The organism is Nocardiopsis dassonvillei subsp. dassonvillei DSM 43111 (assembly GCF_000092985.1).
In the GTDB taxonomy this organism is placed as follows: domain Bacteria; phylum Actinomycetota; class Actinomycetes; order Streptosporangiales; family Streptosporangiaceae; genus Nocardiopsis; species Nocardiopsis dassonvillei.
This window is the reverse complement of record NC_014210.1, coordinates 5,332,491-5,347,316: the sequence shown is the minus strand read 5'-3', so window position 1 is coordinate 5,347,316 and position 14,826 is coordinate 5,332,491. Positions and strand designations below refer to the sequence as shown.

General features: G+C 72.0%; 14 protein-coding genes. 3 read left to right on the top strand and 11 right to left on the bottom strand.

Annotated elements, in window-relative coordinates; all coding sequences use genetic code 11:
- Positions 1 to 153 precede the first annotated feature (153 nt).
- The 8 genes from NDAS_RS22270 to NDAS_RS22235 all read right to left on the bottom strand — a co-directional run bounded on the left by NDAS_RS22270 (position 154) and on the right by NDAS_RS22235 (position 9,020).
- Positions 154 to 1,470: an MFS transporter gene (locus NDAS_RS22270; RefSeq protein WP_013155504.1), complete on the bottom strand. Its 1,317-nt coding sequence runs from the start codon at positions 1,468 to 1,470 to the stop codon at positions 154 to 156.
- A gap of 343 nt (positions 1,471 to 1,813) precedes the next feature.
- On the bottom strand, positions 1,814 to 3,310 hold the full coding sequence (locus NDAS_RS22265) for a PucR family transcriptional regulator (RefSeq protein WP_013155503.1): 1,497 nt from the start codon (positions 3,308 to 3,310) through the stop codon (positions 1,814 to 1,816).
- A gap of 148 nt (positions 3,311 to 3,458) precedes the next feature.
- Positions 3,459 to 3,794, bottom strand: a complete 336-nt coding sequence (locus NDAS_RS22260) for a DUF2795 domain-containing protein (protein ID WP_013155502.1) — start codon at positions 3,792 to 3,794, stop codon at positions 3,459 to 3,461.
- A gap of 263 nt (positions 3,795 to 4,057) precedes the next feature.
- A complete protein-coding gene (locus NDAS_RS22255; RefSeq protein WP_013155501.1) occupies positions 4,058 to 5,152 on the bottom strand; it encodes an LLM class flavin-dependent oxidoreductase in 1,095 nt (364 codons plus the stop codon).
- A gap of 141 nt (positions 5,153 to 5,293) precedes the next feature.
- On the bottom strand, positions 5,294 to 6,403 hold the full coding sequence (locus tag NDAS_RS22250) for an ABC transporter substrate-binding protein (RefSeq protein WP_013155500.1): 1,110 nt from the start codon (positions 6,401 to 6,403) through the stop codon (positions 5,294 to 5,296).
- A gap of 10 nt (positions 6,404 to 6,413) precedes the next feature.
- Positions 6,414 to 7,259, bottom strand: coding sequence for an ABC transporter permease (locus NDAS_RS22245; RefSeq protein WP_013155499.1), 846 nt, complete (start codon positions 7,257 to 7,259; stop codon positions 6,414 to 6,416).
- 14 nt (positions 7,260 to 7,273) lie between these two features.
- The gene (locus NDAS_RS22240; protein ID WP_013155498.1) at positions 7,274 to 8,077 is read right to left on the bottom strand and encodes an ABC transporter ATP-binding protein; all 804 of its coding nucleotides are present in this window, start codon (positions 8,075 to 8,077) and stop codon (positions 7,274 to 7,276) included.
- A 505-nt stretch (positions 8,078 to 8,582) separates the two neighbouring features.
- On the bottom strand, positions 8,583 to 9,020 hold the full coding sequence (locus tag NDAS_RS22235; RefSeq protein WP_013155497.1) for a hypothetical protein: 438 nt from the start codon (positions 9,018 to 9,020) through the stop codon (positions 8,583 to 8,585).
- A gap of 479 nt (positions 9,021 to 9,499) precedes the next feature.
- Here NDAS_RS22235 and NDAS_RS22230 point away from each other — a divergent pair, with 479 nt between their 5' ends.
- Complete coding sequence (locus NDAS_RS22230) at positions 9,500 to 9,754, top strand: hypothetical protein (protein WP_013155496.1); 255 nt, start codon at positions 9,500 to 9,502, stop codon at positions 9,752 to 9,754.
- Positions 9,755 to 9,887: 133 nt separating this feature from the next.
- On the opposite strand, the gene NDAS_RS22225 is transcribed toward NDAS_RS22230, so the two are convergent.
- The gene (locus tag NDAS_RS22225) at positions 9,888 to 11,048 is read right to left on the bottom strand and encodes an undecaprenyl-diphosphate phosphatase (RefSeq protein ID WP_013155495.1); all 1,161 of its coding nucleotides are present in this window, start codon (positions 11,046 to 11,048) and stop codon (positions 9,888 to 9,890) included.
- Between the two features lie 581 nt (positions 11,049 to 11,629).
- Positions 11,630 to 12,049: an arsenate reductase ArsC gene (locus NDAS_RS22220; RefSeq protein ID WP_013155494.1), complete on the bottom strand. Its 420-nt coding sequence runs from the start codon at positions 12,047 to 12,049 to the stop codon at positions 11,630 to 11,632.
- Between the two features lie 233 nt (positions 12,050 to 12,282).
- Between NDAS_RS22220 and NDAS_RS22215 the strand changes: the two genes are divergently transcribed.
- Together NDAS_RS22215 and arsB are read left to right on the top strand one after the other, a co-directional pair.
- Positions 12,283 to 12,567 carry an ArsR/SmtB family transcription factor gene (locus NDAS_RS22215; protein WP_197724927.1) on the top strand — a complete coding sequence of 95 codons (285 nt, stop codon included), beginning with the start codon at positions 12,283 to 12,285 and terminating at the stop codon, positions 12,565 to 12,567.
- A complete protein-coding gene (gene arsB, locus NDAS_RS22210; RefSeq protein ID WP_013155492.1) occupies positions 12,567 to 13,649 on the top strand; it encodes an ACR3 family arsenite efflux transporter in 1,083 nt (360 codons plus the stop codon). The genes NDAS_RS22215 and arsB overlap by 1 nt, the downstream gene beginning before the upstream one ends.
- A gap of 94 nt (positions 13,650 to 13,743) precedes the next feature.
- On the opposite strand, the gene NDAS_RS22205 is transcribed toward arsB, so the two are convergent.
- A complete protein-coding gene (locus NDAS_RS22205; protein ID WP_013155491.1) occupies positions 13,744 to 14,790 on the bottom strand; it encodes a flavin-containing monooxygenase in 1,047 nt (348 codons plus the stop codon).
- Positions 14,791 to 14,826 lie beyond the last annotated feature (36 nt).

The following is a 14,826-nucleotide window of genomic DNA, read 5'->3' as shown; positions in this document are numbered from 1 at the left end:
ACACCTAGGCGCGGGCGCGCGCCTCGCCCATGCTGGCGGAAGATGGGATGAATGTCCAGCCCAGGGGCCATGTGTCCGTTCCGGGGCGGAGGAGGCCGGGGAGGGGGCGGTCGACGCCGCCCCCTCACGCCGTGCGCCCGGTGAGGGCGCGCGTCAGCCCTTCTCGGAGGCCGCCAGGTGCCTCTCCTCGGCGTTGGAGGCCCGCCCGGCCAGCGCCACGGCGACGATGGACACCACCGCGGTGAGAACCAGGTAGCCCGCGACCGGAACCCACGAGTTGTCGAACCGCGACAGCAGCCAGGTGGCGATCAGCGGGGCGGTGCCGCCCGCGGCCGCCGCGCCGATCTGGTAACCCAGGGTGACGCCCGTGTAGCGCACCCGGGTGGAGAAGATCTCCGAGCACAGGGTGCCGATGGTGGCGGTGACCGGTGCCCACAGGACGCCCAGCCCGATCACGGTCGCCAGGACCAGCATCAGCGTGCTGCCGGTACCCAGCATGAGGAAGTAGGGCGCGATGAACAGGGCCAGCAGCACCGCGCCGACCAGGTACACCCGCTGCCTGCCGAAGGTGTCCGACAGGCGTCCGGCGATCGGGATGCACACGGTGGCCACGATCGCCCCGACGGTCACGGCGTTGAGCGCGGAGGTGTTGTCGAAGGACAGCGTGCCCGTCGCGTAGCTCACCACGAAGGTGCCGAAGATGTAGAAGGGGGCGGTCTCCACGACCTTGGCGCCGACGGCGACCAGCACGGCCCGCCAGTGGAACCGGAAGGTCTCCACCACCGGCAGTTCGGCGACCTCGCCCTCCTCCTTGGCCTTCCTGAACGAGGGGGTCTCGTCGATCCCCGAGCGGATCCACAGTCCCAGCAGCACCAGCAGGACGCTGCCGACGAACGGCACGCGCCAGCCCCACGTCGCGAACTGGTCGTCGGGCAGCAGCGACATCAGGGTCAGCACCAGGCTGGCCAGCAGCATGCCCGAGGTGATGCCCATCTGCGGCACGCTGCCGAAGAGGCCGCGCCGGTTCTCGGGCGCGTACTCGTAGGCGAGCAGCAGGGCGCCGCCCCACTCGCCGCCGATGCCCAGGCCCTGGATGATCCGCAGCACGACGAGCAGGATCGGGGCGAGGATCCCGACGCTGTCGTAGGTCGGCAGCAGGCCGATGAGCATGGTCGCGCCGCCCATGAGGGTCAGCGTGATGATCAGGGTCCTCTTGCGGCCGATCCGGTCACCGATGTGGGAGAAGACCACGCCGCCCAGCGGACGGATGAAGAACGTCAGCGAGAAGGTCAGGTACGACAGCATCAGCGAGACGAACGGGTCGTCCGAGGGGAAGAACAGCTCGTCGAAGACGAGGGCGGCGGCGGTGCCGTAGAGGAAGAAGTCGAACCACTCGATCGTGCTTCCGGTCAGGCTGGCGATGAGGACCTTGGCCCTCGGCGGCCGAGCCTGTGCGGTGTCCACACTCATGTGCAGGGCTCCTGGTGGGGTGTCGGGGATCGCGCGGGCCGAGGGGCGTGGCCTGCGTACATTGCCGGGAGCCTAGACGCGGGTGGCGTGCGCCACCGTTGTGCGAACGGACGACATGGGCGGCGGAGCGGTGTCGCTTCGGACAATCCGGCCCCGCCGGGGCGCGTCGGCCGGGTGGCCGTGACCGGCCGGAGACCTGGCGGGAGCCGTACCGCGACCATGGAGGGAACGGCCGGTGTCCTGGGAGGGACCGGCGCGACGCCGACGGGAGGCGCACGGAGACCGCGCCGGGGCGGAGCGCCGCCGCCGGGGGGACGCCGCGGCGGCGGACGCGGCCCGCGGCTCACGCCCGCAGCGTGAGCGTGGCCAGGAGCCTCTGGTCGGCGTCGTCCAGGTCGAGTCCGGTGAGCTCGCGGATCCGCCTGATCCGGTGCCGCAGCGTGTTGGGGTGCACGTGCAGCCGCTCAGCAGCCCCGGACACGTCGCCGAAGGCGTCCAGGTAGGCGGACAGGGAGCGGCGCTGCTCGTCGTCGAGGGCGTCGAGCCGGTCGTCGCGCAGCCCGGGGCGGTCGGCCAGGGCGTCGAACAGCTCGCGCAGCACCACCGAGGAACGGACCTCCTCGAACGCGGTCACCAGCCGCTCGGGGCGGTCCGCGACCACCTCCAGGGCGCGGCTGGCGACCTTCTTCAGCGACGGCACCGCGCGCATCCTCGGCGCCACTCCCGCCACCGCCGCCTGGACGGGCGTGCCCAGGTTCTCGCGCAGCACCGACACCAGCTCCCGCGTCCACGCGGTGGGCGCCTGCCCGGAGGGCGCGGGGACCAGCACGTACAGCAGGCCGCAGGCCGGGATGACCAGGGCCTCGCGGCGGTAGGCCGCCGCGTACACCGACGTGATCTCCGCGGCCTGGTCCAGCCGCCAGGGCGGGTCGACCTCCCCCTCCCGAAGGGCGAGCGCGACCACCGCCACCGGCGTCGTGGGGTCGGCGCCCAGGTGGCGGGCGAGGGCGTCGGTGTCGAAGGCGCCGGTGAGCAGGCCCACGGCCAGCCCCTCGGTGTCGCGCCCGGTGCTGCGCGCCTCGCTGTGGGCGCGCATGACGTGCAGCGCGGCCAGGCGCGCCGCGCCGCGCAGAACCTGGGGACTGGTCCGCGCGAGGGGCCTGCCGCCCACCTGCACCCAGATGGTGCCGAGCGCGCGCTCGCCCGCCTGTATCCCCACCACCAGGCGGCGCGCGGCGCCCAGGTCGGGGCGTTCGGCGACCTCGACCACCTCGCCGTCCCGTATCCGCTCGTTGACGCCCCACTCGCGCAGGTGCGCCAGGAACGACTCCGGGCAGCCGCGGCCGAGGATGGTCTGCCTGCGCAGCTCGTCGGCCCCCTCGCCGGAGGCGGAGTAGGCCAGGACCTGACCGGCGGCGTCCTCGATGCTGACGATGCCGCCGGTCAGGGTCGCGACGGTCTGGGCCAGGGAGAACAGGTCGCCGTGGCCGGTGTCGGTGGCGGCCGCCTCCAGGACCGACCGGGCCAGGGCGGCGAACTCGCCGGTGCCCACGGCGGGGTCCACGCAGAGCACGGGCAGGCCCAGACCGCGCAGCCCGTCGGCGTCCCCGTCCACGGCCGCCACGGCGCTGGCGGCCAGCTGCCCGGGACGCGCGGCCAGGGCGGCGGCCTCCCCGGGCGGGACGACGACCAGCGCACCGGCGGGTACGGGTGCGCCGTCCCCGGCCACGACCACCGAGCGGACCACGCCCCCGAGCCCCCGGGGCGCGGCGGCGAGTCCGTGGACGGCCTTGTCCAGTGCCTTCAGCAGGGCCTTGACGGTCAGGCCGGTCTCGCTCACGGTCGCACTCCGGGGGTCTTCTCGCACGGGTAGGACCATTGTGCGCCTTTTCCCGGAGCACCGGACGCCGCGGACCCGCGACCGCTCCCAGCCCGCGCACGAAAGGGCCCCGGGGCCCGTCAGGGCGCCGGGACCACGGCTCGGGGCCTCAGGACTTGCGGTTCTCGCCCAGCTCCTCCTCGATGGGGTTGACCGGGCGGCTCTCCTTCATCGACTCGGCCATGCCGGGCTTCGTGTGCTCCCTGCGCAGCTGCGCGCGGGCGGACTCGGTGTGCGAGTCCGTCTCGGAGCGGGGCAGGGGCACCGAGCGCAGCACCTCGTTGGCCTCGTTGTACTGGGCGGGCGGCATCGCCCGCAGAGCGCTGAGCAGTTCCTCGTCGGCGCCCGCGTCCAGGGCGTGCGTCACGATCCGGTCCTTGTCCGCCGGGAAGTCCACTTCCCCCAGGACGTCCTGTAGCCCCTCGATGCCACGCTTGACGCTCATCGTCAGTCCCTCCGACTCGTGCGAGGGCCGGGCGTCTGCGCCCCGGTCACCGGGGGTGTGCCGCCCGACCTGCGAGGACACTGGGGGCGCCTACCCGGTCGGAGGGAAGCCCAATCGTCGCGGGGGGGAGCGCGGCCGGGCCGGGCGCGGCGTCCGGCGGGGCGCCGCGGCCCCAGGTCACCACGGTGCGAAACCCCGAGCGGGGGCGTCTCGCACCGCAGCGACCGCGCGTCGACCGCCGCGGGCGTCCGCGGCGTAGGGCCTCAGCCCTGTTCCGCGGCCGTTCCCCCGGCGGGGCGCAGCAGCGGCATGACCTTCTCACCGAACGCCGCGAGGTCGGCGTGGTAGTCCGGGAAGATCAGCATCAGACCGTCGAGCTCGGCGTACTCCACGATCTCGCGGATGCGTCCGGCCACCGTCTCGGAGGACCCGGTCACGAACGGCGTCTGGAACGCCTCGTCCTCGGGCCGCTCGGAGGTCAGCGACAGGGCCTTGTCCAGGGGCAGGCCCCAGGACCGCTTCATGTTGACCAGCGCGTCGATGTCCGCGCCGCGCCCGTACTCCAGCCGCCGCTCCTCGGCCGCGGCGTCGGTGTCGTCCATGACGACGGTCAGCATCGAGTACGTCTTGATGCTGCGCCCCTCCTTCTGGGCGCGCTCCTTGACGTCGCGGCTGGCGTCGCGCAGGCCGGGCAGGTCCTCCGCGGTCAGGAACGAGCCGTCGCAGTGGCGCGCCTGGAAGTTCAGGCCCGTGTCGGAGCGGCCCGCGCTGATCAGGGTCGGCGCCGGAGCGGGGTGCGGCCGCGAGCGGCAGTCGTCGAGCTTGAAGAACTCGCCGTCGTGGGTGACCGAGTCCTCGGTCCACAACCGCTTGAGGACGCTGGTCCACTCCTCGGTGTACCGGTAGCGGTCACCGTGGCCGATGTCCTCGCGCCACAGGCCCATCTGGGCGAACTCGTCCACGTAGGAGCCCACCACGATGTTCATCCCGGCGCGTCCGCCGCTGATGTCCTGGAGGGTGGTGTACATCTTGGCGGCGAGGGCCGGGTGGAACAGGTTCGTGTGGACGGTCGCCCACACCTTGACGTGCTCGGTGGCCTCCGCGAGTCCCGACATCATCGTGATCGACTCCAGGGTGCGCCCCCAGTGGTCGGTCGCGCCGTCGTAGCCGCGCCACTTGCCCATGGACATGACGAAGTCGAGTCCGTAGGCGTCGGCGAGGACCGCGGCCTTCTTGTTGTACTCGTACGTCGCCTCGGGGTGCGGTGCGGTCTCCGAGACGATCCACCCCCCGTTGCCGATGGGCAGGAAGATGCCGTACTCGGTTTCGGCGGCCTGTGGCCCGCCTTCTGCTGCCATCCTTGGCTCCTCATTCACTCTCGGGCGCCGCTCACTGCGGTCGCCCGTGCGCAGCGCGGTCTGTGCGCCGCGCCCAGGCGCTCTGGGCGCTCGGTGCGCGGCGCTGTCCGCGCGGTCCTGCTGTGTGGGCTGTGCCCGGTCCTACTCGGACGGCCAGGACACCTCGGTCGCCACGTGCACGGCCTCCAGGTAGCGGGGGTCGAACAGGGGCTCCACGTCGGGCAGCTCGTCCAGCTGGCCGTTGTCGACGAGGGTCTGGCCCTCGGCCTCGGTCAGGCTCAGGTCGATGTAGCCAGGGGTGGAGTCGTCGGGCGTGGAGGCCGTCACCAGCTCCTGCTCGGAGTTCCAGATCCGCAGGTTGTGCTCGGTGTCGTATCCGGCCTCGGCCAGCTCGGCGGCGTAGCCGACGCACTCCTCGCCGTTGTCCTGGCAGTACTCGAAGGCCTTGGCGATCGCGCGCAGGTAGTCCTCGACGACCGTCGGGTTCTCCTCGGCCCACGTGGGGTTGGTGGCCATCACGCCGAACGAGCCCACGACCCCGTAGTTCTCGGGGAGCCACTCGTTGTACTCCTCGCCCATGTCGGACAGGAGGAAGGGCTCGTTGGAGCGGAACGCGGTGAGCGCCTGCACCTGGTCGCGCGGCAGCACGCTGGGGTCGTAGCCGACCTCGACGATGTCGATGGAGTCCATGTCCACGCCGTCGGCGACGAGCATGGCCTCCAGCGGCGCGGGGAGCATGCCCTTGTGGCCGAGGGTGGTGCCCTCCAGGTCCTTGAGCTCCTCGATGCCGGTGCCGGTGAGCAGGCTGGCGATCGGGACGTGCCCGTAGGTGGAGACGCCGATGACCTCGTGTCCGGCGTCGTTGGCCTGGAGGACCTCGGCCTCGTTGCCCAGCGAGGTGAAGTGGGCGGTGCCGGCCGACACGAGCTGGGAGTTGCCGATGGTGTCACCGCTGCCGGGCTGGATCTCCACGTCCAGGCAGACGGCCTCGAAGTAGCCGAGGGCGTCCGCGGCGACGGCCTCCAGGATGGAGACCGAGGCCTGGTACTGGTAACCGGTGATGTAGGTGACCGTGCCGGCGTCGCGGTTGGTCTGGCAGCGCTCCTCGTCGATGACGGTGGCGACCTGGGTGTCCTCCTCGGCCGCATCCCCTCCGCTGCACGCGGCGGTGAGGAGGAGGACCGATGCCGCGGCGGCCGCCGCGAGGGAGCGTCGGCGCCGGGGACTGGGGCGGTGGGGCGGATTGGTCATTGGGGGTTCCTTAGGAGGTGGTGCGCTGCTGGGACTCGTGCCAGAACAGCAGTCTGCGTTCGAGGACGGTGATGAGTGCGAGCATCAGCACGCCCATGACGGCCAGACAGGCGACGGCCGCGTAGACGTACTCCAACCGGGCGGTCGCGGCCGAGTTGCGGATCATCGTGCCGAGCCCGCTTGAGGATCCGGCGGCGACGAACTCCGCGACCACGGCGCCCACGATGGACAGGGGGAACACCACCCGCAGAGCGGCGAGGGTGTAGGGGAGGCTGCTGGGGATACGCAGCCGGAGCAGCACCTCCAGGCGGGAGGCGTGCAGGGTGGAGAAGACGTGCAGGACGGGCCGGGAGACCGACCGCAGCCCCGTGGTCACGTTGATGAGCACCGGGAAGAACGTGATGATCGCGGTGACGATGACCTTGGGGGTCATGCCGAAGCCGAACGCCACCACCAGGGCGGGGGCGATCGCGATGACCGGGGTCACGTTCAGGATGACGGCGAGCGGCATGATCGCGCGCCGCAGCAGCGGGATCTCCGACATCAGCAGGGCCAGGACGAACGCGGTGCCCGCGCCGAAGGCCACGCCCGTCAGGGCGATGCTGAGGGTGGCCCAGGCGTTGTTCACGAACAGCAGCGGATCCTCGACCAGGATCCCCCCGACCTCCGCCAGCGGAGGCAGGAGGTAGGGCTGGTCCTCGGCGGTCGCCGACCAGGCGAAGCCGACGATCACCACCGCCACGGCGGTGGGCAGCCACACGCTGAGCCTGAGGCCGAAGCGGCGCCGGCGCGCGGCACCGCGCTTCGGGGAGGCCTCGCCCTCGGGGCGGGGCCGGACGGGTGTGCTGGTGGCCATGGTCTCTCCTCCTCTCACAGCGGAACGAGGTCGTCGGGGGCGGCTCCGGCCTCCCACGCGGACTGGAGGGACGCGCGGACCCGGTCCTCCAGGGCGTGCATGTGGGGTCCGGTCACCACGGCCTTGTCGCGGGGGCGGGGCAGGTCGACGGGCAGCACCTCGTGCACCCGGCCGGGCCGGGCCGACATCACGACGATGCGGTCGGAGAGCGTGACCGCCTCGCGCACCGAGTGGGTGACGAACACGACCGTCGTGGACATGCGCTCCCACATGTTCAGGAGCTGGAGTTGGAGCGCCTCGCGCGTGAACTCGTCCAGCGCGGAGAAGGGCTCGTCCATCAGGAGCAGGTCGGGCCGCAGACCGAAGGCGCGGGCGATCGCCACGCGCTGCTGCATGCCGCCGGACAGCTCGTGGGGGTACTTGCGGGCGGAGTCGTCCAGGCCGACCATGCGCAGCAGCTGGTCCGGGTCCTCGCTGCCCCTGCCCGCCCGGCGGTTGACCCGCGAGGGCAGGGAGATGTTGCGCCGCACGTTCAGCCACGGCAGCAGGGCGGGGGTCTGCGGGACCAGGCCCACGGCCTTGGCCTCGCACATGCGCTTGGGCGTGGAGCCGAAGACGGTGACGTCACCGCTGTCGTGGCCCTCCAGCCCGGCGATCACCCGCAGCAGCGTGGACTTGCCGCAGCCGCTGGGGCCGATGAGGCTGACGAACTCGCCTCGGGGGATGTCCAGGTCGATGCGGTCGAGCGCGGGCCGGTGCGGGTCACCGCCCTCGTAGGTCTTGCTGAGTCCGCGTACTTCGATACGGTCGTCGCTCACGCGGCGTCCCGCCTTCGGTACGTGTGTTCGGTGCGCCGGGCCGCAGGCCCCGGGCCCGTCTCCGGCCGTGCTGGACGTGCCATACCTTCTCCTCGGGATGTGTGATCGGATGATTGCACAACGTGTCCTGGCGGTGAATGGGTGCTGGAGGGGCGAAAACGGGCGCGCAGGTCACAGGGGTGTGGCGTCATCGACCGAGGAGGGGGCCGGGCGGCACGGAGCCGGAACGGGGTGCGAAGCGCGACGGGAGCGCCGCGGAACGCGTGGCGGAGCCGCTGGGGGACGCGGCGGTGTGCGGGCCGACAGTGCTTGCTTTGACGGCACTGCTTGCGACGACGACCGCATGGGGAAGGCCCATGGGACACCCTCCAGATGGCTGTCCTCGGACACGGGTGCCCGAGGACCTTCGATGGAGAGCGGGTGGAAGCAAGCATGGCGACGGCCCGCGGGAATCTTGACGTGTCAAACGTTAGGGATTGCTGATTAACGCGTTATGAAGTGTTGATCACATACTGATATCGAGTGCCCGAATCCTGAGACGGTCGTCAACGAGGGCGACCGTGATCTGGTGCGAGGCGAAGGCCACGGGCAGCCACGCGCCGCGCCCGAAGAGCTTGGCGAGGGGCTCGCCCAGCACCACGAGCGGACGTGCGTCCGGGAAGTGCTGGTCCCGCAGCCAGGCCAGTTTGAAGGCGTCCGCGATGACCTTGTTGCGCTGGGCCGACTTCATCGGCCCGTGCAGGGGCGAGAACTGGGCGAGGACGGTCGGCTGACCGTCGTCGGCGCAGTCGACCCCGACCCGGGTCCCGTCCGCGAGGGTGAACTCCCGGGGGGCGAGCTCGACCCCCAGGTACGCGGAGAGCGCCCTGGTGAGCTCGGGATTACCCTCCCGGGTCGATCGGATTATGTCCCCCGATGACGGACTTCTCGCTGAATGCCCCATAGCAAGGAAACTTTAGTGCACATGGGCCCCAGCGGCATCGCGCTTGCCTCGGCGCGCTCCAGGTCGGAGACAGTATCGACGCCGTGACCTGCGGTTTTGTGGGAAGCTCCCGTGTTGTGCTTCACATCGGCCTTTCCCGGAGCGAACTCGTGACCGAAGTCCCGTTCCGGTAGGGCCTTCCGGCGCGCCGGTCGTCCGCGCGCCGTCCCCGGGGAGCGCGGCCCTGAACGTATCCCCTGGTCGAAGCGGATGCCGGGGAGGGATATCCCGGTAATTGCGCGGGAGAACGCGGTTGGACGGCTCCAGTTCGCGGTGCGCGGGTCCACACAGCGGACCGCTGTCAGCCGTTGTTCACCTGATGATGATATGTGCGGGGACTGCGATTTGCGCGGTGCACTGGGCGACCGCCATGTTCACCTCGGCCGTCCCCGGGCAGTCGGGGATGACAGGCGTCCCACGAGGAGCACGAGGAGGCGGCGGTGGAGATCGTCCGTGCCGAGCACGTGGCTCGGCTGCTGAGCACGCAGAACGGAGACCCCGTGCTGGTCGTCCACGAGGGCCGGGCCGACGTCGTCGAGGAGGCCGACCTCGACGGTCCGCGCTACGCGGGGGCGCTGCGCGTGATCGGCCGCGCGGACCTGTTGGAGGAGCGCGGCGGCGCGCGGCCGGGGCCGGAGGAGACCGAGGCCCTCGCGCGGCGGCTGGACACCGCCGTTCAGGGCCTCGGCGGATGACGGAGGGGACCGGCGGACATCCGCCGGTCCCCTGCTGTGTCTTCGGGTGTCGGAACACCGTGTCCCCGGGCGGCGGGCCCCGGCGCGGAGCCCTGCTTCCGCCGCGTGCCCTGGCCTTCGGGGGTGGAAACCCCTAACCGGCCGCCTTGGGGTCGTAGGTCTCACCGGTCACCGGGTTGGTGGCCAGGCCGGTGACCGGGTCGTAGTCCACGTCCATGCCCAGATCCGAGTCGTGGTAGAGCCCGGTCTCGGGGTTGCGGGGCAGCCCCACCTCGGGGTCGATCTCCCAGCCGGTGACCGGGTCGACGGTCGGGACGGCCTGCTCGGAGGGCTCCTCGGACGGTTCCGTGGCCGTCTCGGAGGACGGGCCGGTCCCGGCGTCGGCCTCGGTGTCGGTCTCGGGTTCGGACTCCTCCCCCGGCGTCTCCTGCTCGCTGACGATCTCGCTCTCGGCGGGCTGCGCGCCCGCGCCGCCCTGCGGGTCGAGCGCGCCCCAGCTCACCAGGGCCAGGATGAGGATGCCCAGGCCCACGCGGTAGTAGACGAACGGCATGAAGCTGTGCGTGGAGATGAAGCGCATCAGCCAGGCGATGACGATGAAGCCGACGACGCCCGCGATGAGCGTGCCCACGATGGTGGCGCCCCACCCGGCGTACTCGTTCTCACCGATGTCGGTCAGCTTGTACAGACCCGAGCCGAAGACGGCGGGCAGCGCCAGCAGGAAGGCGTACTCGGCCGCGTCCGCGCGCTTGAAGCCGAGCAGCATCCCGCCGGTGACGGTGCCGCCCGACCGGGAGACGCCCGGGACGAGGGCGAGCGCCTGGAACAGACCGAAGGTCATGCCCCGGGAGACGTTGAGGTCCTCCAGGGTGCGGTGCTTGCGCGAGTACCGGTCGACGATGCCGAGGACCACGCCGAAGATGATGAGGTTCAGCGCGATCAGGCGCAGGTCGCGGAAGACGCTGTCGATCTGCTCCTCCAGGAGCAGGCCCAGGACCACGATGGGGACGGAGCCGAGGATCACGTACCAGCCCATGCGCGCGTTGATGTCGCTGCGCAGTTCGCGGTTGAACAGCGACCTGGTCCACGTGGACAGGATCGCCCAGACCCTCTGGCGGAAGTAGATCACCACGGCCAGCTCGGTGCCGATCTGGCTGACGGCGGTGAAGGCGGCGCCGGGGTCGGGCCAGCCGAAGAAGGCCGACACCACGCGCAGGTGTCCGCTGGAGGAGATCGGTAGGAACTCGGTCAGTCCCTGGACGAGGCCAAGGATGACTGCTTCGAAGAGGGACACGGCAGAGTCTGCTCCAGCTGCTTCGGTCGCCTCCCTCGGCGGGACACGGCGACGGTGGACAGGGCACGGCGGGGGCGCGCTCGGGGAAAAGGGGGTGGCCCACGAAGCTTACTGAGGTCTCCGGGTCGGCGTGGCATCACCGGGGGCCGAGGCGACGCCGTTCCGCCTCCGCTGCCGGGAGGGTGCGAACACGCGTGCGGAGGGAGCACGGGGCCGCCCGGTCGGCGACCGCCCTGCGCACCGGAGGGGGAACCGCGCTGGGGGTTTCCCGGCCCGCGGACGGTTCGGGAGGGCGGTCGGTGAAACGCGCCTTCCCCGCGGGAGGCCACGGGTGGCGGACACGGCGACCTCTCCGGGCGCGGCCGGGGAGCGCGGCCAAGCCTTTGGCCTTCGTACCGATCGCCGTTGGGCGCAGTTCACGTGCGCGCCTCATTACGCGGTGCCGACGTGCCTCGGGAACGCTCGGCGGGGGTTTCCAGGAGGGCGTCGGCGGCCCTCCGGGACCGCCCGGCGTGGGCACGTCCTGCGGCCGCGCACCCGGGGGAGTCCCGGACCGCGGCGGCCGGGTGCGCCGAACGACCCTACGGCCGCGCGCCCGGGGAGAGCTCCCCGATCAGCTCCTCGACGCGCCTTCTGATCTCGTCGCGGATGGGTCGGACGGCGGCCACGCCCTGACCGGCGGGGTCGGGCAGGGACCAGTCCAGGTAGCGCTTGCCCGGGAAGACGGGGCAGGTGTCGCCGCAGCCCATGGTCACGCACACGTCGGAGGCCTCGACGGCCTCGGTGGTGAGGATCTTGGGGCGCTGGTCGGTGATGTCCACGCCGACCTCGGCCATGGCCTCGACCACGGCGGGGTTGAGCGCGTCGGCGGGCGCGGACCCGGCGGAGCGGACCTCCACGCGGTCCCCGGCCAGATGGGACAGCCAGGCGGCGGCCATCTGGGAGCGGCCCGCGTTGTGGACGCACACGAACAGGACGGACGGCTTGTCGGAACTGGTCACGGTCACTCGCCTCTGCTTCGTTTCGGTGGTGGACGGACGCCGCGGGGAACCGGACTCCGCGCGGCCGGAGGGGAATCGGGTCCGTGCGGGGGCGGAGGGCGCCGGACCGGACGCGGACCGCGTTCCCCGGGAGAAACGGGTTCCCGGGAGAAGGGGAGGGCGTCCGACGGGCTTGTCGGCGACAACCGACAGGATAATATCAGCGTATGCTGATATCAGTCGACACTGACCTCATGAGGGCGCTGGGAGACCCGCTCCGGCTGCGGATCGTGACCCTGCTCGCCCGGGAGACCCTGTGTACGACGCACCTGGTCGAGGAGACCGGGGCGCGCCAGACCAACCTGTCCAACCACCTGCGGATCCTGCGCGAGGCGGGGGTGGTGGAGACCGAGCCCTGCGGCCGGTTCACCTACTACCGGCTGCGCCCGGACCGGATCGAGGACCTCTCCGGGGCCCTGGCCGGGCTCGCCGCCACCGCCCGTACCAGCGGAGCCGCCGCGAACAGGAGGCCCTGCTGATGGCCTCGACCGACAGGACCACCAGTGGTACGGGTGGGTCCGTCGTCGCGAGACTGTCGTTCCTCGACCGGTTCCTCGCGGTGTGGATCCTGCTCGCCATGGCCGTCGGCCTGGGTCTGGGACGCCTGGTCCCGGGGCTGAACGAACTCCTGGCCGCCATGGAGGTCGGCGGGATCTCCCTGCCCATCGCGCTCGGCCTGCTGGTCATGATGTACCCGGTGCTGGCCAAGGTCCGCTACGACCGTCTGGACACCGTCACCCGCGACACCCGGCTGCTGGTCACCTCCCTGGTGATCAACTGGCTCGTCGGCCCCGCGGTGATGTTCGCGCTGGCCTGGATCTTCCTGGCCGACCTGCCCGAGTACCGCACCGGCCTGATCATCGTCGGCCTGGCGCGCTGCATCGCGATGGTCATCATCTGGAACGACCTGGCCTGTGGCAACCGCGAGGCCGCCGCGGTGCTGGTCGCGCTGAACTCGGTCTTCCAGGTGCTGGTCTTCGGCCTGCTGGGCTGGTTCTACCTGGACCTGCTGCCCGGGTGGCTGGGCCTGGACACCGGCGGCCTGGACGCCTCCCCCCGGCTCATCGCGCTCAACGTGGTGATCTTCCTCGGCGTCCCGCTGGCTGCGGGGTTCCTCACCCGCCGGATCGGTGAGCGCAGGATGGGCCGCGAGCGCTACGAGTCGGCCTTCCTGCCCCGGATCGGCCCGTGGGCGCTGTACGGGCTGCTGTTCACGATCGTGCTGCTGTTCGCCCTCCAGGGGGACCGGATCACCAGCCAACCGCTGGACGTGGCGCGCATCGCGGTGCCGCTGCTGGCCTACTTCGCCCTCATGTGGTTCGGCGCCTTCGCCTTCGGCAAGGCGGTCGGGATGGACTACGACCGCACCGCGACGCTGGCCTTCACGGCGGCGGGCAACAACTTCGAGCTGGCCATCGCGGTCGCGATCGCGACCTTCGGCGTCACCTCGGGCCAGGCCCTGGCCGGGGTGGTGGGCCCGCTGATCGAGGTGCCCGTGCTCATCGCCCTGGTGTACGTGTCCCTGGCCTGGCGCAGGCGCTTCGCCCCGGAGCGGAGGTAGGGGCCGTCGGCGCGTGCGGGCCCGCCCCGGGCGCGGGCCCGCACGGATCCCGGCGCTTGCGGCCCCGGGCCGCCCGGAACGGACGCGTGAGCGGTCACCGCGACCGGCCGAGCAACCGCCCCACCACGTGCCGGGCGTCCCGGCCGACTCCGCGCAGGGTGGCCGAGGAGAAGCTGCGCTGGAACTCCAGCCCCACGTATCCCAGGCCGGGAACCGTGGTGGAGATCCCGCCGCGGTGCAGCGGACGCCCGTGGGAGTCCAGAGCCGTTGTGGGGGAGAGGTAGTCCAGGGCGGGCCGGTACCCGGTGGCCAGGAGGACGGTGTCCACCCCCTCCACGGTGCCGTCCGCCCACACCGCCTTCTCCCCCTCCAACCGGGTGAACAGCTCCCGCCGGTCGGGGTTGCCCGAGGCGAAGGCCGCACGGTAGCGGCCGTCGTCGTTGACCAGCACCGGAGCCCTCTCCCAGATCCGGCGCAGCGGGGCGGCGTCCAGCCCGCTGCGCACGAACCACCAGTGCACGTCCCGGCCCAGGGGCCGCTGGTTCGCCCAGGCCACCGGCGTCCGGGTGGCCAGGCTGACCCTGGCCACCCCGGCCAGCTCCGCGGCGATCTGGACTCCGGAGTTGCCGCCGCCGACCACCACGACGCGCTGCCCGGCGAAGGGCTCGGGGGCACGGTACCCGGCGGCGTGCAGGACGGTTCCGGTGAAGTCCGCCAGCCCCGGCAGGCCGGGGCGGTGGGGCCGGGTGAAGCCGCCGGTGGCGGCGACCACCGCCGCGGCCCGCACCCGGGATCCGTCCGCGGTGGTGAGCGTGAACCCGTGCCCGTCTCGCTCGACCCGTTCCACCCGCTGGCCGCAGCGCAGTTCGGTGTCCAGGCGTGAGGCGTAGTCGCGCAGGTAGTCCACCACCTCGTCCCGGCGCGGATAGCGCTCGGGGTCCCCGGGCAGCGCGTGCCCGGGCAGGGAGGAGAAGCGGGCGGGGGAGAACAGGGACAGGCTGTCGTAGTAGTGCGGCCACGAGCCGCCCGGCAGGTCGGCCGCCTCCAGCACGAGGGGGCGCAGACCGCGCCGGTTGGCGGCCCGGGCGGTGGCCAGGCCCGCCTGGCCGGCGCCGATGATGGCGAGGGGGACGTCTTCCATGACGGGGGCTCCTTCGTTCTGGTGAGGGCGCCTCCC

What these genes read in the sequence shown, in the direction of transcription:
- NDAS_RS22270 (WP_013155504.1), bottom strand. Translation starts at nt 1,470, where the DNA reads ATGAGTGTGGACACCGCACAGGCTCGGCCGCCGAGGGCCAAGGTCCTC.
- NDAS_RS22260 (WP_013155502.1), bottom strand. Translation starts at nt 3,794, where the DNA reads ATGAGCGTCAAGCGTGGCATCGAGGGGCTACAGGACGTCCTGGGGGAA.
- NDAS_RS22255 (WP_013155501.1), bottom strand. Translation starts at nt 5,152, where the DNA reads ATGGCAGCAGAAGGCGGGCCACAGGCCGCCGAAACCGAGTACGGCATC.
- NDAS_RS22250 (WP_013155500.1), bottom strand. Translation starts at nt 6,403, where the DNA reads ATGACCAATCCGCCCCACCGCCCCAGTCCCCGGCGCCGACGCTCCCTC.
- NDAS_RS22245 (WP_013155499.1), bottom strand. Translation starts at nt 7,259, where the DNA reads ATGGCCACCAGCACACCCGTCCGGCCCCGCCCCGAGGGCGAGGCCTCC.
- NDAS_RS22235 (WP_013155497.1), bottom strand. Translation starts at nt 9,020, where the DNA reads ATGGGGCATTCAGCGAGAAGTCCGTCATCGGGGGACATAATCCGATCG.
- NDAS_RS22215 (WP_197724927.1), top strand. Translation starts at nt 12,283, where the DNA reads ATGAGGGCGCTGGGAGACCCGCTCCGGCTGCGGATCGTGACCCTGCTC.
- arsB (WP_013155492.1), top strand. Translation starts at nt 12,567, where the DNA reads ATGGCCTCGACCGACAGGACCACCAGTGGTACGGGTGGGTCCGTCGTC.
- NDAS_RS22205 (WP_013155491.1), bottom strand. Translation starts at nt 14,790, where the DNA reads ATGGAAGACGTCCCCCTCGCCATCATCGGCGCCGGCCAGGCGGGCCTG.